The sequence below is a fragment of the Halorubrum trueperi genome, from assembly GCF_042662525.1.
GTDB lineage: Archaea > Halobacteriota > Halobacteria > Halobacteriales > Haloferacaceae > Halorubrum > Halorubrum trueperi.
In genome coordinates, this window is record NZ_JBHSXI010000026.1 from 1 (window position 1) to 23,367 (window position 23,367).

Here is a 23,367-nt window from a genome sequence, read left to right on the forward strand (position 1 = left end):
GCGCTGGTGTTGGACACACTTTTCGCACCCTGCTGCTTCGTACGTGACGCTTTCTATGACACGCTCACATGAGAAATATCTCTGAACGTGTTGACAGCGCTGGCAAGCTCACACAAGTGAGCCTGGGAAACGCAACGACACCTCCAGGACGGCCGGATCGATGTTTTACAGGTGGCCAGTTGAATCGAAGTCCCGATAGAGTCCGAATACCCCCCATCAGCTCAATCTATCGTATCTCTTCTAATTTGAGAGGGTATAGAAGAATTAAACGTCTGATTTTCACTTTCGATACGGATGGGGAACTAATATACGGTCTGGTGTACGACAATCCATAAGCCACGTTTCCGAGGTACCCAAATGCACATCCCAGAAGGACACTACACTCTCAAGGAGTTCTGTCGGGTGATTTTCGACTCGCCAGAGTCTGTCCTCGAAGGGTACCACGGCCAACGCATCAAATCCTTCCTCTACCTCTCTGACGACGGCTGGAGTAACTACCTCGACGAACACTACGAGACTGAGGAACTTGGCGGTATCACGAAGTTTGTTGGAGAATACAGGAATCGAAAGGGCGCGGAGCAGCCTGCGAAATTCTACGTTGGGCAGTACAAAGATGACCTTCAGATGGTGTTAACTGCCGAAACCGAGGAAGCGATTCGGCAGGCACTCCGTCCAGTATCGGAGCACAGTGATTGTTTATCGCCGATGCCAATTATGACAGGGGACTTCCAGACGATGAACGAGATCGTCCTCAGTACCTACGACGATATGCGGATTTCCGAGTTTAAATCGAAGCGAGTGCCAAGTCTTGCTGACGCTCGAACGCGACCGGACGTTGATCGGGAAATCGAATACAAAGGTGCTGATGGTCGAGATCGACTCGATGAATTCCGTGACGAGTATGGTGTTGTCCCGACTCGGATTCAATACGAGCACGAGAACGTCTCAATCAGAATCGACACATCCGGCAAGTTCACGCTCGAAACCGTCAACAAAGAGAGCTTCAACATCCTGTTTGACCTGCTGAGCGAGGTCGTGGTGAACGTGCTTGAGTTGCTGGATGTGGCGAATCAAATTAAGTTCGAGAAGCGGGAGGTGGTGCCGGGAAACTTGAAAGTACAGGTGCCGGAGGTGAGTTCTGGTGAGATAGATTTTGATCAGGAGGTGTCGTTGATGCAGGCCGAGAATTTCATCAAGGGCACAAAGAACAGTGATGATCTGAATTTTAGCTTTACCGATGTCACCAAGCAGGCTGGGTCGCTCGACTTCTCTGCCCAAGTTACTGACGAGAATCGGGGCTCCTTATTCAATGTGAGTGCGACTGAGGATTCAATGCGTATCGTGCCGAAACACGACTGCTCGTTCCCGTCTCTTGTCGAGTTCTATCTGGCCGTGATACAATTGTTAGATGGTGGCGCCGAAATGCGGCTATACGAATCTCAGTCAGCAGCCTAACCCATGACGAACGTTGACCCTCCTGAATCGGTGTCTAAGGGTCAAGAAACGAAGTATCGTGGGCTGTATGGCAAGTGTGTTGAGCATAAACTCGAAGGGTTCCCTGAGCAGTCCAAGAGCGAAAACCTGCGTGAGGAAATAAATGTTCAAAGCCAACACCGAAAACTAATCAGCTACTCCATCTTCCCGTTCGTACAGGGGCGACCGGCTGGCTACAAGTTCTTCACCGCCGAACCGCTGGAGGAGCTCGGCGTTCCGAACTTCGATTTCCTGTTGTGGAACCTGGATGGGAAGGTAATTTTTGGTGAGGCCAAGTCCTCGGTCCCAGCGAGCGCTGACACTGTGGTGAATCAGCTTAAAGAGCGCAAGCAGATTGCGGAAAACCACAAAGAGCACCTCGAGGAGGAGTACTTGGGAAGCGAGATCGACCATATGGAGTTCGTAGTTTCAACGTACGTCAACCATGGCGATAAAATCGCGAAGGCCATCATCGAGGAGGGGGCCGAGTTCATTACTTGGGTCGTGGACGCCCACCACGACGAGCTGTGGATTCGTCAAGCTCGCCCGACGTCGTTTCCGGACAACTTAGAGGCTGACGAGCCGGATGCGATGCTTCAGGAACTAGACCGCCGACACACGCACGATGTGTCAGCGTTAAATGGGGAGCTAGACCGAGTTACCACAAGTTTTGGGCAGACAGATGTTTTACCTACCGCGATTATCGTCGATCAACTACGAGTCGTGGTACAGGCACGTCGAGTTGAAGGCAGACATCCTTGTGTTGACCGTACAGGTATCGAATCGTACGTCTCGAGCAGTTCACTGAACTACTCTGAGGAGCGTGTGGCAGCTATTGTGGATAATCTGATTGAGGCGGGTAAACGCATTAATTTCCTCTCTGAGTGGGACGACGAACGTGCTGACTTGAAGGTGGTATCGAACTATACAGCCAAGGACGACTTGGAACAGATTCTCGAGGATAAGTGGGTTAATTGGCGAATTGAGGACATGAAGGATGACCTTCGGGAAGGTTGTGAAGAGCGAATTGCTGCTGAGTTGGGCAGGCAGAAGCAACTCAACGAATTCGGTGTGGATCTCCCAGAGATCAAAGTGGAGTAGGACTCGTAGAACTACCCCCAGCAGATTGAATATCATCCGCTGCTGCGCCGTGAGCTACTTCTGGTACTCGATCACCTTTCTTAGTGAGGTCTTCGAGCAGTTCGATAATTGTGTCACTCCGGTCGTGGAAGCTCATGTCTGCGCCCGTTCCGTCTCTCGATACCGGATACCGAGGTCGAGGTCCTCGTACATCCGGTCGAGCATGGCTAGCGCTGACTGGAACTGGGCGTAGTTCTCGCGCATGTACTCGATCGTCTCGTCTCTCGGGTCCACCGGGTACCCCTCGACGTGTTCGATGTCGAGTGAGGGGCGTGGTTCGAGGACAATCTGCAGCGATCCGTCCAGATCGTCTCGGGACTGTCGCTCGAATACAGTGGGGAGGTCGAATGACTCGAAAAACGCCTCACAGGCATCGATGTCTTGCTCACGAACAGCGAGGAACAGCGGATAGTCGTCGGGATCGCGACCAACTTGGTAGCCGCCTTGAGTCCACGCGTAGACGGCGTCGATCCGCGTGAACGCGAACGGCCAGTCACCGAACTGTGGGACGACGTATGTTTCCTCGATGGAGGGTGGACTGACGCCGGCGCTGGCAGCGACGAGCTCGAGAGCTGCGTCGCGTACGCGCTCGTCGACGACAGTGAGGCCGTCGTCATATGAAACGTAGCCTGCGTCTTCCAGCCGATTGACGGCCTGTCTCACTGTCTCGTAGGGCGTGTGGAGGTGTTGGGCGACACGGCAGATGGAGTCACCACTCTCGATGGTGAGGATGACCTGCGCCGCGGTGTCGTCGAGCACCTCATACATCTGGTGGTTACCAATAATCCGGTAACAGTTAAAATTCTTACTAGAGGACGGTAGAACGGCTCTGTCTGAGTTCTATCACTCAGGACTCTCCCATTGAATGACTGAAGAATGTAGATCTCCTAGCCAATCTGTATAATGTGGATAATGTAGATAATGCAAATTGGGCTTCTTCAATTGGTTCGTGTGGGTAGCAAATATTGCGATGAATGCGTATGAAATGCTGATAATCTAAATTATGTAGATTGTGTAGGGTCGACAGTGATTATGGCAATTGAGATTGTGCCAACAATCTACATAATGTACAAAATGTAGATTGTGTAGATGGCGTGCGCAATCTGTCTGACACAGAATTAAGATGGACGAGCTTCACTGACCGCGTATGACTAGTGCGAAACTTACATTATCGACAAAACTCGCGCAACCTTTAACATCTACCCAATGTACATTACCTACGAAATGTACAAAATCTGCTTCTCACGGGAGTGCTGAGCTATGAGTGCTGACGAGTTTGAAGGGCTCCCCGGAGCAGCTGTCTCGTTGCTCAAGGGAGGGGTAGGGAAATCCACGATCGCGCTCAACATCGCTGATCGACTCGCTGCTCGTGGCCATGAGACGGTACTATTGGATCTGGATAAAGACGGGCACATGACGACCCAGTTGGGATACGACGATGCGTACGACCGAGATGCGAACCTCGGTGACGCCCTTATCGATGGTGAGGACCCCGAAGACCTGCTTATCGAGACGGACTTCGGCGTTCACCTACTCCCGTCGAGTAACGAGCTCGAGAACGTCGAGACGAGGCTGAAGGACGAACGGTTCGCAGACGTGAAGCTTCGACGGAACGTCGTCGATCCGCTCATTCAAAACGGATACGACTACGTGATAATTGATGCCGCAGGCGGCCGTGGGAAACTCTCCGACAACGCCCTCATCGCCGTCCAGCGTGTCATAATCCCGCTAATCCCGCGTGCTGGCTCGATCAACGGCCTCAATAAGATGATTGAACGCCAGATCTCCCCAATCCGGCAGAATATCGGGTTGGATATCCTCGCAGTCACTCCGAATATGATTCGCGAAACAATGGGACAACGCAACGAGCATCGGACTCTCGTTGAAAATCTCAACCGGGAGTTCGGTTCATTCGTCCCCGAGTACGCTCGTGTGGACCCGGAGATCTTCGATGCCCTCGATGATTCGGGACGCACCATCGATAGTATTCCGAAGCCAGGGATTCGCGAACGGACCGCAATTTCCCGCGCCTTCAAGCAAGGAATGCCGGTGTCGGAGTTCGACGAAGATTGCGACCAGATCCCGAATTTCGACCACTTAGCGGATCTCGTGGAGGAACACAGCCATGCCTAATGAGGACGACCGTTTCGGGGACGTCGCTGAACAGCTCAAACAAACGGAGGAAGGAGCTGAATCGGATGACGACGAACGTACTGACACCCAAGATGAACCGCAACCGGATGAAGAGATAACTACTGAGGACACAGAGTCGGAGACTGAGTCCATTCCTGAGCAGGATGTGGACGAATCCACCGGTGGACCGGCCTTCTCCTTTGATGAGACCGATATGCACGGCTTCTATGTCCGGGAGGACACGTGGGATGGCGTCACCCGGATACGATCATCGGTAACTGCTGCGTGCTCTATGTTTGATGTTCCCGAATTTGAAGGAAGAGAGTTTCAAGATGCGTGTCTCCGGGTAATTGCGGACCACGGTGACGAGGTCGCCCTCCAGATCCTCCGGGAGCGTGGTATCGAAGCCGATGAGGAACGTGTTCAGGAAGTTGTGGAGATGCTGAGTGAGCAAGCTACGAACGACTAACATTAGATTTGGGTGATTTCCCTCATCATTCAGATTTCGTGCGCATTGTACATTATGCAGATTGTGTAGCAAGCCATCTGCTTGCAGTCTCGCGATTATTCTCGGAACCGGGTCCGAACCACAACCTCGGAGGATAGATTTGATGCGTGCCTTCGAATCAGTTCGAAATGAACTGGAAATAAATCATAGTTGACCTCTTGTACCCCGTCAATATCGGCGGCACCGACAGGGCGCTCCGACGACTCATACAACGGCATAGATGTGTCCGTAGACGTTGCCGCAGATTATGACTGATGGGTCACGGTCGGTTCTCCAACGACTTCAGAGACTGTGGAGATCGATATCGACCATTGGAAACACGATTACCTTGCTCCATATGGCAGTTGACGCGGGATGGGCGAGATTCTTGTTTGAGTATTTGGGTTGGCGGTTGTAGCTCGATACTTGGACAACTCTGAGGGGATGGTTTGCGTGGGGTACTCTCATATCGATGTCGGCGAGTTAGGTGATGGCGCTACCAAGGTACCCAAGGAGCCCAACAGTATATCGCGGTAACTCTCATTACGAGTGTGAGGGGTACACCGCCGCGTTCATACCCCTTCGACGGAGAATAGGGTGGCGTCTCTGAGAACAGCCTGCACGCGGCGGTGCCAAGCGTCAGCGAAGGCCTCCCGTTGCTGGTCGCTTGCCGATCCGTCGAGAATCCTCTGGAGGTTCCCGATTGCGGGTCCACCGCTAGGAACGTCGCTGACGTGGTAGGCCACTTCGACGGTCTCGTCCGTGTCGGTTCGCCGGAACCGGAACGTCGGGTCCGCCGTGTCCGGGTCGAACCCGTCGAAGCACAGGAGGTCGCGGCGGCCGCCATAGCCGCCGGCGAGCCCGCTGAATCCGTCATCGCCGGTCGCGCCAGTCACGTACGAGATGATACGGCTCATCACGCCGTACGCAGCATCCTCCTGCGGGCCGGCCGTCTGGACCTCGATTTCGCTCCGGACTGGATAGTCGTCGGGATACAGGGCGTCGAGCCCGAGCTGGACGATCCGGTAGGCGCCCGAGGCAGTCGGACAGGAGTGTCCTGCCTCTTTCACCGCGTCTCTATAAGCGATGACGAACGGCTCGCCCGGTTCGAGGACGTCGAGGGCCTCCGCGACGGGGTCGCGGATTTCGATCGGCTCGACGTCGTAGTCGACCTGCCAATTGGTTCTCGTCTGGGTCGTGTCAGTCGCAGTCGAATTCGATGTCATGAGTTGTGGTTGTGATCGTGTCTCGTGGTCAGTAGCGGAGCAGTCGCATCCCGTTGAGGATGACGAGGAGGACGCTGGCCTCGTGGACCAGCATTCCCGACGCGAGGGTGACGTAGCTGGTGAGCACGCCCGCGAGGAGGACGGTCACGGTCAGCACCGCGATCCCGACGTTCTCGAGGACGTTCCAGCGCGTCGCCTTGCTGAGTTTGACCGCGTACGGGATGCGTTCGAGGTCGTCGGCCATCAACGCCATGTCAGCCGTTTCGATAGCGGTGTCCGTTCCCGCAGCACCCATCGCGATGCCGACATCGGCAGTGGCCAGCGATGGCGCGTCGTTGATGCCGTCGCCGACCATCGCGACGACGTGGCCGTCGGCCTGGTAGCCCTCGATGACGGACTGCTTGTCCTCGGGGAGGAGTTCGGCACGGTACTCGTCGATACCGACCTCCTCGGCAACGGCAGCGGCCGTCCGATCGTTGTCGCCGGTGAGCATCACCGTCTCGATGCCAGCGTCTTGGAGCGCCGCGACGACCCCAGGAGCGGCCTCCCGGAGCTCGTCCCGCATCGCAATCGCGCCGATGATGTCCCCGTCCCGAACGACGTGGACGACTGTCTCGCCGCGCCCCTCACGCTCGCGGACGTAGTCGGCGACCCGATCGGGGACATCGACGTCGCGGTCGTCCAGCAGCGCGCGGTTGCCGACGACGACTTCCTGGCCATCGGCATGGGCGATGACGCCCTTGCCGGCGACCACGTCGAAGTCGTCGGGATCGGGGACCGACCTGCGCCCCACGTCCGTATCGTCCGCTTGGGCGACCGTCGCTCCACCGTCCGTCGCAGCCGTCTGGCGTTCGCGGGCCATGTCGACGATGGCGTCCGCGAGGTGGTGTTCGCTCTTCTTCTCGGCGGTCGCTGCGAGCGAGAGGACGTCGGCGGCGGCGACGCCGAACCCCTCGATGTCGGAGACGGTGGTCTCGCCCTTCGTGAGCGTCCCCGTCTTGTCGAAGGCGACGAGATCGATCTTGCCGGCGCGTTCGAGGTGTTCGCCGCCCTTCATCAGCACGCCCGACCGGGCGGCGTTACCGATGGCCGAGACGATGCTGACCGGTGGCCCGATGACCAGCGCGCCCGGACAGCCGATGACCAGCAGCGTCAGCGACAGGATCGCGTTCTGCGTGACCGCGTACGCGCCGATAGCCAGGGCAATGACGGCCGGCGTGTAGTACTTCGCGAACCGGTCGATGAGACTCTCCGTGGGCGACTGAGCCTCCTGGGCCTCCTCGACGCGACGGATGATCCGTTCGAGAGTCGTATCCGATCCCGCTCCCGTCGTCCGGATTTCTAGCGCGCCCTCCTGGTTGACCGTCCCGGCGTACACCTCGTCGCTGTCGGCCTTGTGGACGGGCGCGCTCTCGCCGGTGACCGGCGCCTGGTTGACTGCGCTCTCGCCGTCGACGACGGTTCCGTCGACCGGGATCTTCCCGCCCGGCTTTACGACGACGACTTCGCCCTCTTCGACATCGCGGGCGGAGACCTCTTGGAGTGTCCCGTCGCGACGGACGGTCGCCGTGTCGGGCGTCATCTCCAGTAGCTCCTGAAGTGCCGTCCGGGTCTTCCGCATCGTCCGGCCTTCGAGGTAGCTGCCAAGGCTGAACAGGAAGACGACGGCGGCGGCTTCCCAGTACTCCCCGATGACGATAGCACCGATGGCGGCCAGCGTCACCAGCGTCTTGATGCCGAGCGTCCGGTTGGTGACCTCGTGGTAAGCGGTCTTGGCGATGTCGTAGCCACCCACGACCGTCGCGAGGACGAGGATGGCGGCGCTTGCCATCTCGAAACTCGTGAGGTAGCCGAGACTCCAGCCACCGCCGTACAGCAGGCCGCTCGTCGCCGTGACGATGGCCTTCCGGTGGTTCCGGTAGTACTGCGTGATCGATTGTTTGTTCATAGTGTTAGGCGGGCTGGGGAGTGTACCCCTGGTTTTCGATGGTCTCTGCGAAGGCGTCGGGGTCAGTGACGCTGTCGTCGTACTCGATCTCGACGCGGCCGGTCGCGTAGTGGACTTCGACGTGCTGGACGCCGTCGACGTTCGACAGGGCGCGTTCGACGGTACTCGCGCAGGTCGGGCAGTCGAAGTCGAGGACGCGGAATTGGGTTGTGTCGCTCATTACAGTTTGAGATAGTGCCCGTACCTCAATAAGTATTTTTTAGATGATATGTTTGAATTCGGATACGGGTCGTTGGAACAGTCAAACGGGTCGTCTAGGGCTTTCGCTATCGCGGGTCCATCCTGTACTGGATACCTCGACAGACACCTACCCGACTCCTGCCCCGCTACCTTTTCCCGCGTGCTCGCGCTCAGTTCTCGTATGAGTGATTCCGATACCGACCACCGTCTCGACGACATCGCGGTGCGAGACACTCGGATTTCGGACGCCATCGACGAGCCAATGCGGGCGATGGTCCTCGACATTCTGTCCGAGGAAGCCCTAACTGCGACCGAGGTCCACGAACGCCTCGACGATCGCGGCATCGACCGGACGGAGAACACGGTCCGCCATCACATCAACGAGCTCCGGGATGCGGGCCTCGTCGACGTCGTTCGCTTCGAGGAGGGGCGTGGTGGGACGACGAAGTACTACCACGCGAACACGATCGTCCTCTCGTACTCACTACCAGATTCGGCCGACGCCGCCGTCGAGGAGATGATCGACGCTGCCCAGCCCCAGATCACGGACGCGCTCACTACGCTCACCGACGAGTACGACGACGCTATTGAGGAGATCGTCGAGGATATGCAGCCCTGCGAGCACTGCCAGACCCAGAAGTACGAGACGTACGTTCTTCTGACCGTCCTGCGACGTGCGTTCGTTCGCGCCCACAGAAATTCCTGAGGGGGAACCACCCCTACGCTGGCAGGGTCTTAGAAGGAGAACCGATCACGCGCGGATTGCATCGCGAGGCGAGTCAGGAGTCGCGCAGGGCCACGCTTTGGGAGGTCCCGTACAGTCTCGATGCTGGTCGGCGGTTCACTACCACCAATGTCTAACTCCCAGCCTGTCTCGTCCATGAAGCGTTCGACAGCCTGATTTACTCGCTGTCGCACGTCGTCCGAGTCCATTGTCTCGGGCACACCATTCCGGAGGACGACGTCGCCGTCAACGATCACTGTCTCGACGTCGGCCGGGACCGCGTTGTTCACGACGTGTGCGGGAACGTTGGTCAGTGGCGTGAACTTCGGTTTGTCGACGTCGAGGAGGATAATATCCGCGCGCTTTCCCGCTTCGATACTGCCGATCTCGTCGCCCATCCCCAGCGCGCGTGCGCCCTCGATAGTGAGCATTCGTATCAGTTCCATCGAGTCGAACTGCCCGGCTGAACGCTTGAGATTTGCCGCCAGCCGAGCTTGCCGCGCTTCACCGAACATGCTGTACGAGTCGTGCCAGTAGTGGTCGTCAATCCCTACTCCGACGTCGACGCCGGCGGCTCGAAGCTCGGGAACGGGCGTCCACTGCGTCTCCCCGTCCGGATTCCAGTAACAGAAGACGGACGGGCAGTGCGCAACAGCCGCGTCCGCCTCGGCGGTTCGCTGGATGTCCTCTTCGTCGCCGAGGCGGAAGTGAGCAGCGACCAGTCGGTCGTCCAGGAGTCCAACGTCGTCGAGCAATCCTACCGAGTCCTCGCCACCGTTCGCTCGTGCCATCGTGTTACTCTCCTCGAGTTCGAGCAAGTGCGTGTGGACGAGCAGGTCCGGATACTCTGCGGCGAGGGATGCGGTCCGTTCCCACAGCTGCCGGGTACACGACCAGTCGTCGTGCGGGCAGATCGTCGCCCTGATTCGGCCGTCGTACGTGTCGTGGTACGTTTCGACGAACTCGCGAGCACGGGCGAACTGCTGATCGACTGGTTGGTCCCAGAAGAGGTCCGAGATCGCCGGGCCGAAAAATCCGCGGAGCCCTGCTTCCCCGAACGTCTCCGCACCTGCGGCAGGCCGTGCGTCCATCGAGTTCACGGTCGTGACACCGCCCAAGAGGAAATTGAGCGCTGCGAGCTCGACGCCTGCCTCGACGAGGTACTCGAATTCGCCGTTCCCTAATCTGTTAAACAAGGCCGTCCCACTCCCAAGCATCTCCGTCAGCTCGAGTTCGCTAAACGCACCGATGAGCGGTGTCATCTCCAGGTGCGTGTGGGCGTTCACCAACCCCGGCATCACCAGTTTCCCGTTCCCGTCGATAACGGTGGATGCTTCTAATTCTCCGTCTCCTGCACGTGATGGTCGGACTTCTTCGATACAGCCATCGGTGATGCATACTGTGCCGCGCTCGTACAGGCGGTTCCGCTCGTCGGCTGTGAGAACGAGTGCATCATGGATTGCCAGATCGACAGCCATCGTAAATTAGGAAGTGGATGTGACAGTTACCGTACTGGACAACCGAGCAGGCCGGCGAAGGCTGTTCTTCCAGGTGGTGTTCCCCTCATTTGGGATATCATCGGTCTCTACTGGTCCCATTAGCCTCTAATACGTCGGCGTGATTTAATCAGATTCCCCTTTTGAATCTGAAGTCGGATTCCGTGGAGCTTGTGGAGGTTTGCAATGTTTTCCCCTCTTCACGATAGATCATCTATGGCCGACGGTTACGATGCCATAGTACTGATACCCTCATAGGCAGTATATTCTAACCAAAACCGCAATAGATGATCCCTACAATGATACACCTATGCAGGCGACGATAATCGACGGAGTTCTTGAATCCCTTCGTATCGGTGTCGGATTTCTCTGGACGGCGGCGTGGGCGATCATCATGGGCCTCACGATTACGAGTCTCGTCCAGGTCTACGTCTCGAAGGAGCGGATGGCACAGGTGCTGGGTGAGGGCGATCTAACTGGACTTACCAAGGCGACTGTGTTCGGAGCAGCAAGCAGTGGCTGTAGTTTCGGCGCCGTCGCCATCGGGAAGGGCCTGTTCAAGAAGGGGGCGCACGCGGTGAACTTCCTCGCGTTCATGTTCGCGTCGACGAACCTCATCGTCGAACTAGGGCTGATGATTCTCATCCTGCTTGGCTGGGAGTTCCTCGTCGCGGAACTGCTCGGCGGCCTGATTCTCATCGCCGTCATGGCCGCCATCGTCCACCTCACGCTTCCCGAAAACCTGTTTAACGAAGTCCGCGAGAAGCTCAACGAGCGCGACCGCCAGGCGGGCGTCACGGAAGATCCCACCTGCGGGATGGAGGGGAAAGACGAGTACACGCTCACGACCGACGGCGGTGAGACGCTCAAATTCTGCTCGGAGGGCTGTATGGAGACCTATCGCCAGGAGACGTCGAGTAGCGGCGGGTGGCGTGACGAGTTGCTGTCGTGGGGTGGCTGGTACAAGGTCGGGAATCAGTACCGCAAGGAGTGGTCGATGATCTGGAAAGACATCGTCGCCGGCTTCCTTATTTCTGGGTTCGTCATCGTCTTCGTCCCGCAGTGGGTGTGGAACACGCTGTTCATTCAGGGCGACGGCCTGCTCGTGACTGCCGAGAACGCCGTCATGGGCGTCATCATCGCCGTGCTCAGTTTCGTCGGCAGTATGGGCAACGTCCCGTTCGCCGTCGCGCTGTGGGGCGGTGGCGTCAGCTTCGCCGGGATCATCGCGTTCGTCTACGCCGACCTCATCACCGTGCCCGTGCTGAACGTCTACCGGAAGTACTACGGCTGGAAGATCATGCTGTACATCCTTGGCGTCTTCTTCGTGACGATGGCGTTCACTGGCTTCCTCATGGAGTTGCTGTTCGACGCCCTCGGCATCGTACCAGATCTGGCCGGTGGCGAGACGGCGACCGAACAGACGTACTTCGAGCTCAACTACACGTTCTACCTCAATATTATCGCCTTCGCGCTCTCCGGGTTCCTCCTGTATGTCTACCGACGTGGAATCGGCGCACCAGGTCAGTATCGTGATCCGGTGTGTGGCATGCGGACCGACGATGAGGGGCCGAGTGCGTCCAATGATGGGATGACGTACTATTTTTGCTCGAAGACCTGTAAGCGGGCATTCGAGGAAGAGCCCACGGAATTTGCTGATCAAAGCCCGCACTTGACTTCGTGACTATATAAACACCCCTTCGACCTCTTGCATGAGATTCTCTAGCCCACCCTCTGCGTTGGATACAGCCCAGTGGAAGAGGTCGTAGATGGATTCTTTCAGCGCGTGTTTGAGGTCACCACGGATTGATGACGCAGTTGAGATCGCTCTTCCAAGGGCACTATGTGAAATCCCAAGCCGGAGCAGGCTGTAGGCGAGCATCACGAGGTGCCAATGGCGTTTGGCACCTCGTTCGTTGCGCACCTCGCAGTCGCCCAGACCGAGATCCTGTCGTGAATCCCTGAAGAACGTCTCGATACGCCATCTCCGCGTGTACAACCGTATCAGATGCGCTGCCGGTGCGTCGATCTTGTTCGTGACCAGACACCGGAACTCCGGCTCATCGTCCTCGTCTTCGTCTCCGTCATCTTCCTCTTCACTCTCTTCATCGTCAGTGCTCGTCTCTGCTGTGTCTTCCTCATCAGCCGCCTCTTCGTCTTCCTCGTCAATCTCATCGTCGTCCTCCTCGACGGGTTCGACGAGGAGGACTTTCTTTTCGGCGTCGAGCGATTTGATCAGTCGCTTTTGGGTCCAAATCCGGTAGGTCTCATCGTCAACGGTGCGTTCGACCAGTTCGACGCGCTCGTAGAGCTCGTCGACGCTGAGCCACTCACCGTCGTACTTGATCTTCCGGTTGACCGGGAGTAGCGTGATCCAATCCTTGTCGTAGGACTCGACGTGTTCGTTGACCTCTTTACTGGAGAACCAGGCATCGTAGACGTAGGTGGCCGCCGGCACACCGGCGGCCTCCGCCTGGTCGATGAGTTGCTTGGCCAGGTCGATCTTTGAGGGACCGTCTTTGTCAACGAGGCGGAAATCGAGGGGGTAGGAGGTTTTCTGGTCGGCGTAGAGGCTGAAGACGAGGTTCTGACTCCAGACGGTGTGGCCTTCGTTGTGATCGTAGAACCAGTCGGTCCCGGGAATATGCTTGCCGGATTTGTCGTTGAGGGTGTCGTCGAGCGCGACGACACCCTTCTTGGACATGCGTGTATCGTCGTGGTCTTGCAGGAGGTCGATGCGCTCTTGGTTGAGTCGGCGTTCGTCCCAGTCGTAGTCGTTCAGGAAGTTGTTCAGGGTGCGTTCGTCCTTGGCTGGGAGGACACGGTTCGCAATCCCTTCGATGGTTTTGTTGCTGGAGCCGACCAGTCCAGTGGTGTAGGTTTTGACGTGCCATCGTTGATGGTACGAGAGCGAGTTGAACTCATCAACGAAGTCCGTACATGAGAGCACATCGGCAATCGGTGTTGCCTCCATACCCGGACGAAGGTTGGTTCTGCTCTTTATAAATTCACGAAGTCAAGGCCCGCAGATAACAAACCACGATCACGATCACTGATAGATGTACTGTGGTTCATCCGCTGTGAAGCACTTCATCATCGCACCTTCAATCCGCAATTGTCACACCTGTCGCGCCAAAATTGATTGTATGAGCAGTCAGATATCGAAACAAGGGGATGTCATATGAACCAACGTCCAGCGGATACCGTCGTTGGTGTGCTCCTTGGGTTCGTCCTCTTGGCTGGCGGACTACTCAGTTGGCGGGCCTATCAACAGCGTCGCGCTATCGAGCAGTCGATGGGGCCGATGATGGACTCGTCTATGGGGGCGATTCACGGTCCAGATCCTCTCTGGTACGTGGTTGGAACCCTTCTGGTCGCAGGCAGTATCGGTGGCATCTATTACGTGGTTCGAGGGAATCTCATCGATTCGACAACCGACTCAGCGGATCACATCGACCCCGATCAGGTATCGGAGGCAACGCCTACATCGATAGACGATGACGCCTCGCCGGCGACGCCTATCAATCCTGAATCGGATCCGCAAGCGCGCGTTCTCGATCTCTTACCGGATGATGAACGACGCGTCCTTGAACCCGTCCTGAACTCGCCTGGAATCACGCAGATCGAACTTCGGGATCGATCTGAGTTCTCAAAGAGTAAAGTGAGCCAGACCGTGAGTTCACTCGAGGAGCGCGGGCTGCTGTATCGGGAACGACAGGGTCGAACCTACCGCGTGTATCCGAGTGATGACCTGCAGAACTAACAGACGTAGAAATTCATACTAACACTACCCATCATGTCACAAGCAACACTCGAAACTGATCGCATTAGCCGGGTTCTCAAGTCAAGCACGTGGCTCAATCTCCTCCTCGCCGCACAGTTGATCGCCGGGTTGGTGTACGCATATTTCACAGGAGATATGGGGAGCCGGTGGACCCATTTCGTCCTTCCATTTATTTGGTTCACCGCCTCAGTCTGGGTGATCTGGCACACTCGACCTGTAACGAAACGTCGAGTGTATCGTATTGGTGCCGCACTTGTCGTTGCTCTATATCTCATCGTGATGTTTTATTTTTCAGGATTACTTGGACCGAGCACCTCTCATTTCGGGCAGCTCACTGGACCAAGCGGCTTCGGAATAACGTGGGGTCGATCTTTGGGATGGAGTCCGGTCTTCGTCTATACAGGTGACCTGATCACGGTCTCGCTCATTCCTTACCAAGCGGTTGGCCTGTTCGCGCTGGCGTATCTCGTCTATGATGCATTGCTTGATTTCTCGCAGTCGGCAGTCGGAGGAATAGTCGGGATTGTGGCGTGCCCTGCCTGCGTTAGCCCGTTGTTTGCCGTACTACTTGCAGGCGGACTGAGTGGTTCTTCAACGATGTTATTGCTTGGTGCGTATGGCTACGAAATTGCGACCGTTCTGTTCCTCATGACAATTGGAATCCTCTACCATCGTCAGGCACTCACGAGGCAGTATCACCAGTTCCGAGGGAACTGATCCATCTCGTTCGTGGTCAGCAATACCCGAGCCTCCCTCGCCGCCTGAACCGTGGTTATTGTCTGGATCGCCGCAATGAGGTGAACAGTCTCGACGGATCCCCTTTGCTCTCACCATTCCTCTGATCCTTTCGAATTCGGCAGGTATGAACGATCCCGTCAGTAGAAAACGTTTAGATGGCGTTATAGACGTTCTTGAACGCTCTCCTGTTTGAGTTCACTCCCACGAAGATAACTCCGAACCCACCGTATGACTACTTGAGGCGAAAAACAATGACCAACCGAAACCTCGGACGATGGCTGCTCGTGGTGCTCGCGATTGTCGGACTCGCGTTTGCCGCCCCGGTAGTTAGCGCACACGGTGACGAACCGATCCAGGGGAACGAGACGGCAGCTGAAGGGACGCCAGCCGATGGTAGTGCAGCAGACTGGGCGGCCTGGATGGAAGGTCACATGACCGACTACATGGGCCCGAATGCCGTTGACGAGATGGAAGCGCACATGGGCGTGACCGTCGACGAGATGGCCCAAGATATGGCGGACGACAATCACACCGCGACGGGGATGAACGGACAGGGGTACGGCTGCTAACGATCCCTGTTCGGATCCTCGTCTGACACGATAGATATTCGACTTACTGACTCAACGATCACAATGACACACTACACCAACACTCTCGGGCGGACGACTCGTCGAATCGCAATACTAGCGGTTCCGCTGTTGATTGTAGCAACGGGCACCGCAGCGGCTCACGGTGGTGGAGGCTACGGCGGCGGTATGATGGGTAGCGGCGGTTGGGGGGTCTTCAGCGGTGGAATGGGCCTCTGGAGCTTCCTTTGGATGGGGCTCCTAATCGTCGTCCCGCTCTATCTCGTCTACTCACTCCTCAACAGAGATTCTGAGAGGAGTGATAGTCGGCCGCTTTCGGTTCTTCGTGAGCGTTACGCTCGCGGTGAACTCTCCGATGAAGAGTTCGAACGTCGACGAAAGCAACTCGAGTAGTGCCCATGACCGAAATAGAAGGAGCATCGTCGAGAAAAAATTCTCGTCTGCCAGTTGGGGCGACGGGACCGAACGCTTAAGTGCGTAAACAGGATACAGTATTACATGAGTTACACAATACAAACCAAGATTGATGGAGAGTTCGACGATGTCGTCGACGCAACGAATGCCGCGCTCAAAGACGAGGGATTCGGTGTTCTCTGTGACATCGACATTCAGGCGACGCTCAAGGAGAAACTCGGTGAGGAGTTCCGCCAGTATCGCATCCTCGGTGCGTGCAATCCTCCGCTGGCATACGAAGGGTTGAGTGTAGAAACTGAACTCGGTGCGCTCTTGCCCTGTAACGTCATCGTCTACGAGAACGATGACGGCGTCATCGTGGTGAGTGCGGTCGACCCGGAACAGTTAGTCGGGATCGCTGATAACGACGCGCTTGACTCCGTCGCGACCGAGGTCAGCGAACGATTCGACCGCGTACTGGCAGCCGTAACTGACGAGTTCGGATCCGCATCGGAGGCCTGATCTCTGATGGCATCATCGGATCAACTGGATACGACGACGATACTGCTCATCGTCCTCGGAGCGTTCATCCTCCTTCCCTTGCTCACAATGGGTATGGGGTTCGGTGGGATGATGGGATACGGAGGAATGATGGGCCAGTACGGTACCACAGGTGGTTGGTGGCCCCTCATCGGGATGCTCGTCCCGGTCATCTTCCTCCTTGCGCTTCTGGGCGGTGGATATCTCATCTTCCGGCGGATGAGCGAGACACAGACGTCTCATAATCCCGCGATGGAAGAGTTACGTCTGGCGTACGCTCGTGGCGATCTCACGGACGAAGAGTTCGAAGCCCGACGAGAAAAGCTCGAACAATCAGAGTGACCACTACCCAAACCGCGTTTCACCCGTTTGAACACCTGCGGATCGACTCGAGGGTATCGAAACCAACCGTTCGGCAGCATCGTTCCGTTACATCGAAATGGTGTGCTCGATTCAGCATATGGTTATGAGTAGTAATGGGAACAAACGACAAGTTCGGAGTGAGTCACGTCCGAAGTCTTCGCACCAGTATCGCGCGTAGCTACCCACCGAAGAATGATCCAGACAACATGACACATCACAGCCGACGTCAATTCTTAGGCATTGTCGGTGCCAGCGCAGTCGCCAGCACCGGCTTTGCTCAGTCAGCGAACGCACAGGAGACGCCCATCGTGGAGATGGGAAACAATTACTTCGACCCAATCGGCCTACGTGTTGATCCCGGGACAACCGTTCAATTTGAACTCGCAGCGGGGGCACATTCCGCTACGGCGTACGCAGATCGTATTCCGGAGGGCGCTTCCGCCTTCGATAGTGGGACGATCTCAGACGGGAGCTTCGAATATACGTTCGAAACGCCAGGGACGTATGATTACTACTGCATCCCGCACAAGTCGATTGGGATGGTCGGACGGATCGTAGTTGGCAGTCCTGGCGGACCGGCAGAGGAGGATTCAATCCCGGATGGAGAGGTCCCATCGAGTGAGGCGATTGTTGACCAGGGTACAGTCGCCTACGGCTCAAGCAGCGATGGAAGCGGGAATACTGGTGGTGGAATGATGGGACGAGGTGGTTCTGGAATGATGAGTGGCCGCAACGGAGGTGGAGTTGGAGGGCTACCAGCTGTTGGTGGCGTACTCGGAATGCTGGGCGTTCTCGGTGGCGGGCTCTACTGGCTTGGAAACCAAAAATCTCCTCAATCGACTACCGACGACTCAGCCAGAAAAACGCTCCAGAACCGCTATGCCAGGGGCGAAATTGACGAGGAGGAGTATAGACGTCGCCGTGAGCGATTAGATGCTACTGATGAGGACATCTCCAACTGATTGCCACCGTGAGAGGGTGAACTCACCGGGGTCAAGTGATTCGGGGATTAGAGAATACCGCCCTCACCGATACCTTTGATTTCAGAACGATCCCGTGACTTGTTTTGTTCCATTTATGACTGATTTCTCTTGTGATCAACTCGCCTGTGTGGCTCGGTAGTAAACACCAATTGCGAGCACGGCTACGAGGAGAAGATATCCAGTAGCCCACACCAACGAGAGAGCCGTATCTACGTCGGTTGTGAGTCCGGTATCGACCATTACACGGACTGGCCAATAGCCCGGAAAGAGTTTCATCCACCAATCAGGTTCAGATTGAATAAACAGCGGATCCTGAAACAGTCCGATATCGAGCATCGGGAGAATCAGCATCAGCCACATCCCGGCTAGGCGGTTGAAGACGGCCCCGACGAGCATCCCGATGAGACCATACGTGACCGAGACGACGAGCATCGCTGCGACGAACCACCAGAGATACTCGGGCTGGAAATCGACGAGCATCACACCAACTGAGACACCGGTGACGATGAGAGTAATTGCTGCGAGAACCCCAAACCGGGCAGCGATTACCTGCCATGCACGATAGCCAGCGACTGCCAGACGACCGTCCGTGTCTTTGGCTTCTCGCATCAGGAACAACCCGGCGAGTCCGGCGATGAGAGCACTCGTAATCGGCGTCATGATCACGCCGTGGACCTCAGGCATCCCCCGCATGACCGTCGCCGTCTCACCGTCGACGAGCGTCCGAACCGGCATCTCGACGTCCTGGGTGACTGCGAACGCCAACGTGATGAACGAGACCGGTAGGACGACCAGTAGAGCGACGAGGACGTAGTTACGCGCCTGTTCTTTGATGCCGATCGAGAACGCCGTTGTCGTACGGTTCATGCGGACCACCCACCACTGGTGCGCATCGTCACTCCGAACACTACGGTGACGAGCACGAGCAAGACGAGCAGGTATCCGGCAACGAAGCCGAGGTCGCCCGTCGTATATGTACCTTGGAACATCGCCTCCTGAAGGAGTTCCTTCGGATGATAGAGCGGGAAGTATTCCACGAACTCAGGAATGTCAGCAGCCAGCGGGCTGTCGCCACTGAGGAACGCGTCCATCATCGCGAGGAACACCACGACGAGCGAGCCTTCGAACAGTCGCGGAAGGAGCGCCCCGACGAGTGCGCCAAGAAACGCATAGACGAGGCCGGCGAGGACGAGGAATACGAACGTCAGGACAGGGGCTTCCGGTGAAATCGTCAGCCAGAGCACGCCGTAGTTCACGGCAGCCACGACGACCGTGACCCCTCCGAGCGTCGCTAATCGAGTCGCAAGCAGTGTTCGGGGTGGATAGCCTGTCTGAACGAGTCGTCGATCGGCTGCACGCGCACTAATCATCTGGGCGAGTCCCATCAGGCCGGCGATGATGGCGACACCGAATATCGCTCCGAGGAGGCGACCCAGATCGATCGGAATCGCCTCAACTGTCGGCATAGTTGGCAACCCCGCCATCGCTTGTCCCCAGCCTTCGATAACGACAACCGGAAGGAGGAGTGCTAAGACGACATTCAGGGGGGTCCTGAGGAAGGTGGAGACGTTCGTCCGGATCCCCGTTTGAATTCTATTCATCGGCCTTTCTCCTCCGTTCACCGGTCGTCGCTTCGGTCTCACTTTCCCGCTCAGTCACGTCGTAGACGTGTCCATCACGAACCTCGTAGATACGGTCGAGACGGCTCTGCTCCTCGATCAAGTGTGAAATCATTACGACAGCTGTTCCGTCGGCAGCAAGTTCGTCGGCGAGGTCCCAGAAGGTGAGATATGTCTCCCAGTCGAACCCGGTGTAGGGCTCGTCTAGCATGAGGACGTCCGGATCATACATTAGGGCGATACTGAGATTGATTTTTTGTCGGTTTCCACCGCTGAGTTGGTCGATTCGATAGTCAAGGTACTGCTCGAAATCGAGTTTCGATGCGAATCGGCGTTTGGCCTCGTCGATTTCTTCGGCGGTCATTCCGTATCCGGAACCGAACAGGCGGAACGTCTCTGTGACCGTCAGGCGGTCGTAAAGCAGTGGTTCTTGTGGACACCAGCCAACCGTCCCTGTTCGTTCAACTGCTCCGGAATCCTGCTTGAGGACGCCGACGAGGATGTTCATAAGCGTGGATTTCCCCGAACCGTTCCCCCCGACGATTCCGACGATTTCTCCTGCTCGGATTTCCAGATAGGCACCGGTGAGGACGGGAACCGATCGTGTAAATGGGAGGTTTGACCCGTACGTTTTTTCAATCTCATCAGCACGGACGAGTACCTCGCTGGTGGTAGCCTCTGTCGTGGAGGTTGTGGGCGCTTCCATAGATGAATACACACGCTCCTCATTTACTGCGATTACTGTTTCAAATCTAAACTATCAGTAGCAACCCCGTGAATAATCAGAGATTGCATACAGAGCTGACGCTGGACTCAACGTGTTAGATACCTCTTGATTTTCTGAATACTGTCTCCTATAAGCTGTTTCACAGTTTACACGGGAAAGCTTCTGAATTGGATCACCAACAAGCCAGAACGCGATACAAACCCGCTTCAAGACAGCTGTTGAAGTTTCGCGTTGAAAAAGATGAGACGCGCGAAGGTGTATCCGAACCCATAGAGAAGCCGTCTGAACATCAGTTGCAGATCTACGGCTCTGTTGAAATCCTCAGAGAGTTACATGTTCGGCCTGTAATTCGACGAGATGAAGGCCCTCCCGAAGTCGCAGATTCTCCGGTTTACTGAGAAGGCGATCCATCTGGCCCGCCGAGCCGTTTCTCGATACTCCTCGAAATTCTCTAAACACCGCTATACACTCCCGCAGCACGTTGTTCTGCTATGTCTCAAAGTTCGGAAAAACACGACTTATCGTGGCCTTCTTGACGAACTGATCGAGATGCCACGTATCCGTCGCGCTCTTGGATTAGCTGAACTTCCTACACCTTCAACGCTCTGTAAGGCGTTCAATCGGCTTGATATGGCTGTGTGGCGTGTCATACTGGGTCTCTCAACGGCGCTCCTTCCGACGAGTGGCGTCGTTGGAGTTGATGCGTCAGGGTTCGACCGCAGTCACGCCTCGAAACATTACACGAAACGCGCCGAACTCACGATTCAGCAGCTCAAAGTGACGCTGTTGGTCGATGCGAAGGTGAACGCAGTCATCGACCTACATGTGACCACGACACGAAAACACGACAGCCAGATCGCGCCCTCTTTGATTAAGCGCAATCCCGAGGAAATTGATGTTCTGCTCGGTGACAAAGGCTACGACGACCAGAAAATCAGGCGACTCGCCCATGAATACGAGGCTCGCCCTCTGATCAAGCACCGTGAGTTCACACCAATTCATAAGGCATGGAACGCGCGCTTAGATGCTGAACTCTACGGACAGCGGAGTCAATCCGAGACCGTCAACTCTACGCTCAAGCGGAAGTACGGTGCATTCGTCCGATCACGACGATGGTGGAAACAGTTCCGTGAACTCGCCATCGCCTGTCTCGTTCATAATCTCGACCGGTCGCTCTGAGCGGTCTATACAGGGTGTACAATTACCAACACCGCCACAGACTCAATTGAATTGTCTTATCAACCGGGTGTTTCAGGCAAGTACCTCTGTGAAGAAGGGAATTTCAACAGAGCCTCGAAGATGATTGGTTTTCGGAGACAGTCCATTTTGAGAGCGCTACGAGACTTTCTGTAAAACAAGTCAAATTCTTGGTTCAATCCAACCTCGGTTCACGATTTCGAATCTTCACTCCTGTCGTCCTCTACGTGTAACTCGGTCCAGTGGTTCGTTCCGTCGTATTCGACAAAATATAGACCAGAGATTGTCGTTTCGGATCCAGTATCTTCTGGTCTGAATTTCTCCTCGTCTGAAAAGTATTTTACAAGTTCATTAAAAGTATCTGGAATCGATTCATCTGGCAATATTTTGTACCCATGTTCATCCGAGATCGCCTCGGACACGATGCGCTCTTGAGCTTCCGGGAGGCTTGAAAGCTGGAATTCGTGTTCGCGTCGAATCTCTCCCCCGTATTCGCTCGCAGATTCGTGAACCGTGTGAGCACGATACGTATACTTGTTCATCGCTGTTTCAGACTGACTTTCGATAATAAACCGGCCCTGAATGCCGGACTCCCACACGATTACGGGGTAATCAGGCTCCGGAACCAACATGGAATCTGAGACTTCGTCTTCCAAGTAGACAAACGGAGCTCCTCCGACTTCGAACACGTCCGGGTCGTCCCACCCGTACTCTTCGAGGGCCTGTTTGTCAACGGGTGGGAGGTCATCGTATGCGATCGTCTCAGCGTCCGTGTCATCCACCTCTTCAAGAGTGATCCGAAAGACTACCGCAGGCTGGGAGTCAATGACCTCAGCTGTGAATTCATACAGTGTATCATCGTAGACGAACCGTCTATCGGGTGGGAATGGTTCGTCCGTTCCTCGGACTGTCTTCGAACCATTTTCGATGACCTCCGCCGCGAATTTCCGTTGTGGCTCATCGAGCGAGTACGTGAGCCTTCGGGCGATCTCTTTGTCCGTCACCGGAATCATCTCCAAACTCGCTATTGGTTCCACCCCCGGATCACCGTTAGAGCGCGGGTTGGGAGTTTCCTCAAACTGGATACACCCAGCGAGGGCAAGGACTAAACCGTTGCCAACGACGGCGATCGATGCCCTTCGATCCATACTTGAAAAAAGATGTTGTATCAAAAATACCTTTGGGAGGCTTAAACATCTGTTTTTGGTGCGTAGCGCGCCAATAGAGCCGTAGATTCATTTATGAATATCGAAAGCGCCAGCCACCGATCTGCCGCGTATCAGCCCCCGGTAGACAAAACGACACCGTCCGGTTACCAGATCAGGATAGACCCGAAAGATGTTATTATGAATTTGTAGCTCTGTTGAAATCCTATTATTCAGACATATTCTCGCCTGAAACAGCCGGTCGATGAAAACTGCGGACTAATCAGTGTGGCATCTCGCGTTATCAATTGGACACTCAGCGTTATGCGCGTAAAATGATGTTCTCTGGTCGTGTACTGCAGCTATGACACCGACACAGCCGTCTCGGTCCTCTGTATTGAAGCTATTCCACTCTCCATCTTCA

At 56.0% G+C, this 23,367-nt stretch carries 24 protein-coding genes and 1 pseudogene; 15 read left to right on the top strand and 10 right to left on the bottom strand.

The window, feature by feature from the left end:
* Window positions 1-357 precede the first annotated feature (357 nt).
* Both ACFQEY_RS17575 and ACFQEY_RS17580 read left to right on the top strand, forming a co-directional pair.
* Window positions 358-1,455: a hypothetical protein gene (locus ACFQEY_RS17575; protein ID WP_379771202.1), complete on the top strand. Its 1,098-nt coding sequence runs from the start codon at window positions 358-360 to the stop codon at window positions 1,453-1,455.
* A 3-nt stretch (window positions 1,456-1,458) separates the two neighbouring features.
* The gene (locus ACFQEY_RS17580; protein WP_379771204.1) at window positions 1,459-2,574 is read left to right on the top strand and encodes a hypothetical protein; all 1,116 of its coding nucleotides are present in this window, start codon (window positions 1,459-1,461) and stop codon (window positions 2,572-2,574) included.
* A 132-nt stretch (window positions 2,575-2,706) separates the two neighbouring features.
* On the opposite strand, the gene ACFQEY_RS17585 is transcribed toward ACFQEY_RS17580, so the two are convergent.
* Window positions 2,707-3,381 carry an RNA polymerase subunit sigma-70 gene (locus ACFQEY_RS17585; protein WP_379771206.1) on the bottom strand — a complete coding sequence of 225 codons (675 nt, stop codon included), beginning with the start codon at window positions 3,379-3,381 and terminating at the stop codon, window positions 2,707-2,709.
* A 492-nt stretch (window positions 3,382-3,873) separates the two neighbouring features.
* On the opposite strand from ACFQEY_RS17585, the gene ACFQEY_RS17590 reads away from it, so the two are divergent.
* From ACFQEY_RS17590 to ACFQEY_RS17600, 3 genes and pseudogenes are all read left to right on the top strand, one after another.
* On the top strand, window positions 3,874-4,746 hold the full coding sequence (locus ACFQEY_RS17590; RefSeq protein ID WP_004594451.1) for a ParA family protein: 873 nt from the start codon (window positions 3,874-3,876) through the stop codon (window positions 4,744-4,746).
* Window positions 4,739-5,215, top strand: a complete 477-nt coding sequence (locus tag ACFQEY_RS17595) for a DUF7970 domain-containing protein (protein WP_379771208.1) — start codon at window positions 4,739-4,741, stop codon at window positions 5,213-5,215. Before ACFQEY_RS17590 ends, ACFQEY_RS17595 begins: the two co-directional genes overlap by 8 nt.
* 277 nt (window positions 5,216-5,492) lie before the next feature.
* A pseudogene (locus ACFQEY_RS17600) lies at window positions 5,493-5,770 on the top strand (site-specific integrase); the annotation flags it as partial.
* Window positions 5,771-5,805: 35 nt separating this feature from the next.
* On the opposite strand, the gene ACFQEY_RS17605 reads toward ACFQEY_RS17600, so the two are convergent.
* From ACFQEY_RS17605 to ACFQEY_RS17615, 3 genes are read right to left on the bottom strand one after another with little or no spacing between them, the layout of a single operon-like run.
* Window positions 5,806-6,459 carry a hypothetical protein gene (locus ACFQEY_RS17605; RefSeq protein WP_006186940.1) on the bottom strand — a complete coding sequence of 218 codons (654 nt, stop codon included), beginning with the start codon at window positions 6,457-6,459 and terminating at the stop codon, window positions 5,806-5,808.
* Between the two features lie 28 nt (window positions 6,460-6,487).
* Window positions 6,488-8,407 (bottom strand): heavy metal translocating P-type ATPase, encoded by a 1,920-nt coding sequence (locus tag ACFQEY_RS17610; protein ID WP_006186939.1) that lies wholly within the window; start codon window positions 8,405-8,407, stop codon window positions 6,488-6,490.
* A gap of 4 nt (window positions 8,408-8,411) precedes the next feature.
* Window positions 8,412-8,627 carry a heavy-metal-associated domain-containing protein gene (locus ACFQEY_RS17615; protein WP_004048661.1) on the bottom strand — a complete coding sequence of 72 codons (216 nt, stop codon included), beginning with the start codon at window positions 8,625-8,627 and terminating at the stop codon, window positions 8,412-8,414.
* A gap of 201 nt (window positions 8,628-8,828) precedes the next feature.
* Here ACFQEY_RS17615 and ACFQEY_RS17620 point away from each other — a divergent pair, with 201 nt between their 5' ends.
* Window positions 8,829-9,353 (top strand): ArsR/SmtB family transcription factor, encoded by a 525-nt coding sequence (locus ACFQEY_RS17620; RefSeq protein WP_004048660.1) that lies wholly within the window; start codon window positions 8,829-8,831, stop codon window positions 9,351-9,353.
* Window positions 9,354-9,382: 29 nt separating this feature from the next.
* On the opposite strand, the gene ACFQEY_RS17625 is transcribed toward ACFQEY_RS17620, so the two are convergent.
* Complete coding sequence (locus ACFQEY_RS17625) at window positions 9,383-10,849, bottom strand: amidohydrolase family protein (RefSeq protein WP_004594621.1); 1,467 nt, start codon at window positions 10,847-10,849, stop codon at window positions 9,383-9,385.
* 328 nt (window positions 10,850-11,177) lie between these two features.
* Between ACFQEY_RS17625 and ACFQEY_RS17630 the strand changes: the two genes are divergently transcribed.
* The gene (locus ACFQEY_RS17630) at window positions 11,178-12,551 is read left to right on the top strand and encodes a permease (RefSeq protein ID WP_379771211.1); all 1,374 of its coding nucleotides are present in this window, start codon (window positions 11,178-11,180) and stop codon (window positions 12,549-12,551) included.
* Here the strand turns inward: ACFQEY_RS17630 and ACFQEY_RS17635 are convergent, their stop codons facing one another.
* Window positions 12,552-13,841 carry an IS701 family transposase gene (locus ACFQEY_RS17635; RefSeq protein WP_379771213.1) on the bottom strand — a complete coding sequence of 430 codons (1,290 nt, stop codon included), beginning with the start codon at window positions 13,839-13,841 and terminating at the stop codon, window positions 12,552-12,554.
* A 207-nt stretch (window positions 13,842-14,048) separates the two neighbouring features.
* Between ACFQEY_RS17635 and ACFQEY_RS17640 the strand changes: the two genes are divergently transcribed.
* From ACFQEY_RS17640 to ACFQEY_RS17670, 7 genes are all read left to right on the top strand, one after another.
* The gene (locus tag ACFQEY_RS17640) at window positions 14,049-14,630 is read left to right on the top strand and encodes a helix-turn-helix transcriptional regulator (protein WP_004048657.1); all 582 of its coding nucleotides are present in this window, start codon (window positions 14,049-14,051) and stop codon (window positions 14,628-14,630) included.
* Window positions 14,631-14,663: 33 nt separating this feature from the next.
* Window positions 14,664-15,368 carry a DUF7546 family protein gene (locus ACFQEY_RS17645; protein ID WP_123624180.1) on the top strand — a complete coding sequence of 235 codons (705 nt, stop codon included), beginning with the start codon at window positions 14,664-14,666 and terminating at the stop codon, window positions 15,366-15,368.
* Between the two features lie 272 nt (window positions 15,369-15,640).
* The gene (locus ACFQEY_RS17650) at window positions 15,641-15,958 is read left to right on the top strand and encodes a hypothetical protein (RefSeq protein ID WP_004048656.1); all 318 of its coding nucleotides are present in this window, start codon (window positions 15,641-15,643) and stop codon (window positions 15,956-15,958) included.
* A gap of 63 nt (window positions 15,959-16,021) precedes the next feature.
* Window positions 16,022-16,369 (top strand): SHOCT domain-containing protein, encoded by a 348-nt coding sequence (locus tag ACFQEY_RS17655; protein WP_049986201.1) that lies wholly within the window; start codon window positions 16,022-16,024, stop codon window positions 16,367-16,369.
* Window positions 16,370-16,474: 105 nt separating this feature from the next.
* Window positions 16,475-16,891, top strand: a complete 417-nt coding sequence (locus tag ACFQEY_RS17660; RefSeq protein WP_004048654.1) for a DUF302 domain-containing protein — start codon at window positions 16,475-16,477, stop codon at window positions 16,889-16,891.
* A 6-nt stretch (window positions 16,892-16,897) separates the two neighbouring features.
* Window positions 16,898-17,251 carry an SHOCT domain-containing protein gene (locus tag ACFQEY_RS17665; protein ID WP_049983674.1) on the top strand — a complete coding sequence of 118 codons (354 nt, stop codon included), beginning with the start codon at window positions 16,898-16,900 and terminating at the stop codon, window positions 17,249-17,251.
* Between the two features lie 134 nt (window positions 17,252-17,385).
* Window positions 17,386-18,234 carry a plastocyanin/azurin family copper-binding protein gene (locus tag ACFQEY_RS17670; RefSeq protein ID WP_227262414.1) on the top strand — a complete coding sequence of 283 codons (849 nt, stop codon included), beginning with the start codon at window positions 17,386-17,388 and terminating at the stop codon, window positions 18,232-18,234.
* A gap of 135 nt (window positions 18,235-18,369) precedes the next feature.
* On the opposite strand, the gene ACFQEY_RS17675 is transcribed toward ACFQEY_RS17670, so the two are convergent.
* The 3 genes from ACFQEY_RS17675 to ACFQEY_RS17685 are packed head-to-tail and all read right to left on the bottom strand — an operon-like array spanning window position 18,370 to window position 20,580.
* Entirely contained in the window at window positions 18,370-19,122 is a 753-nt protein-coding gene (locus tag ACFQEY_RS17675) for an ABC transporter permease (RefSeq protein WP_049909288.1), read from the bottom strand.
* Entirely contained in the window at window positions 19,119-19,856 is a 738-nt protein-coding gene (locus tag ACFQEY_RS17680; RefSeq protein ID WP_094529644.1) for an ABC transporter permease, read from the bottom strand. Before ACFQEY_RS17680 ends, ACFQEY_RS17675 begins: the two co-directional genes overlap by 4 nt.
* The gene (locus tag ACFQEY_RS17685; RefSeq protein ID WP_379771217.1) at window positions 19,849-20,580 is read right to left on the bottom strand and encodes an ATP-binding cassette domain-containing protein; all 732 of its coding nucleotides are present in this window, start codon (window positions 20,578-20,580) and stop codon (window positions 19,849-19,851) included. Before ACFQEY_RS17685 ends, ACFQEY_RS17680 begins: the two co-directional genes overlap by 8 nt.
* Before the next feature lie 378 nt (window positions 20,581-20,958).
* On the opposite strand from ACFQEY_RS17685, the gene ACFQEY_RS17690 reads away from it, so the two are divergent.
* Complete coding sequence (locus tag ACFQEY_RS17690) at window positions 20,959-21,780, top strand: IS5 family transposase (RefSeq protein ID WP_379771219.1); 822 nt, start codon at window positions 20,959-20,961, stop codon at window positions 21,778-21,780.
* A gap of 209 nt (window positions 21,781-21,989) precedes the next feature.
* Here ACFQEY_RS17690 and ACFQEY_RS17695 read toward each other — a convergent pair whose 3' ends face one another.
* Complete coding sequence (locus ACFQEY_RS17695; protein ID WP_379771222.1) at window positions 21,990-22,946, bottom strand: hypothetical protein; 957 nt, start codon at window positions 22,944-22,946, stop codon at window positions 21,990-21,992.
* Window positions 22,947-23,367 lie beyond the last annotated feature (421 nt).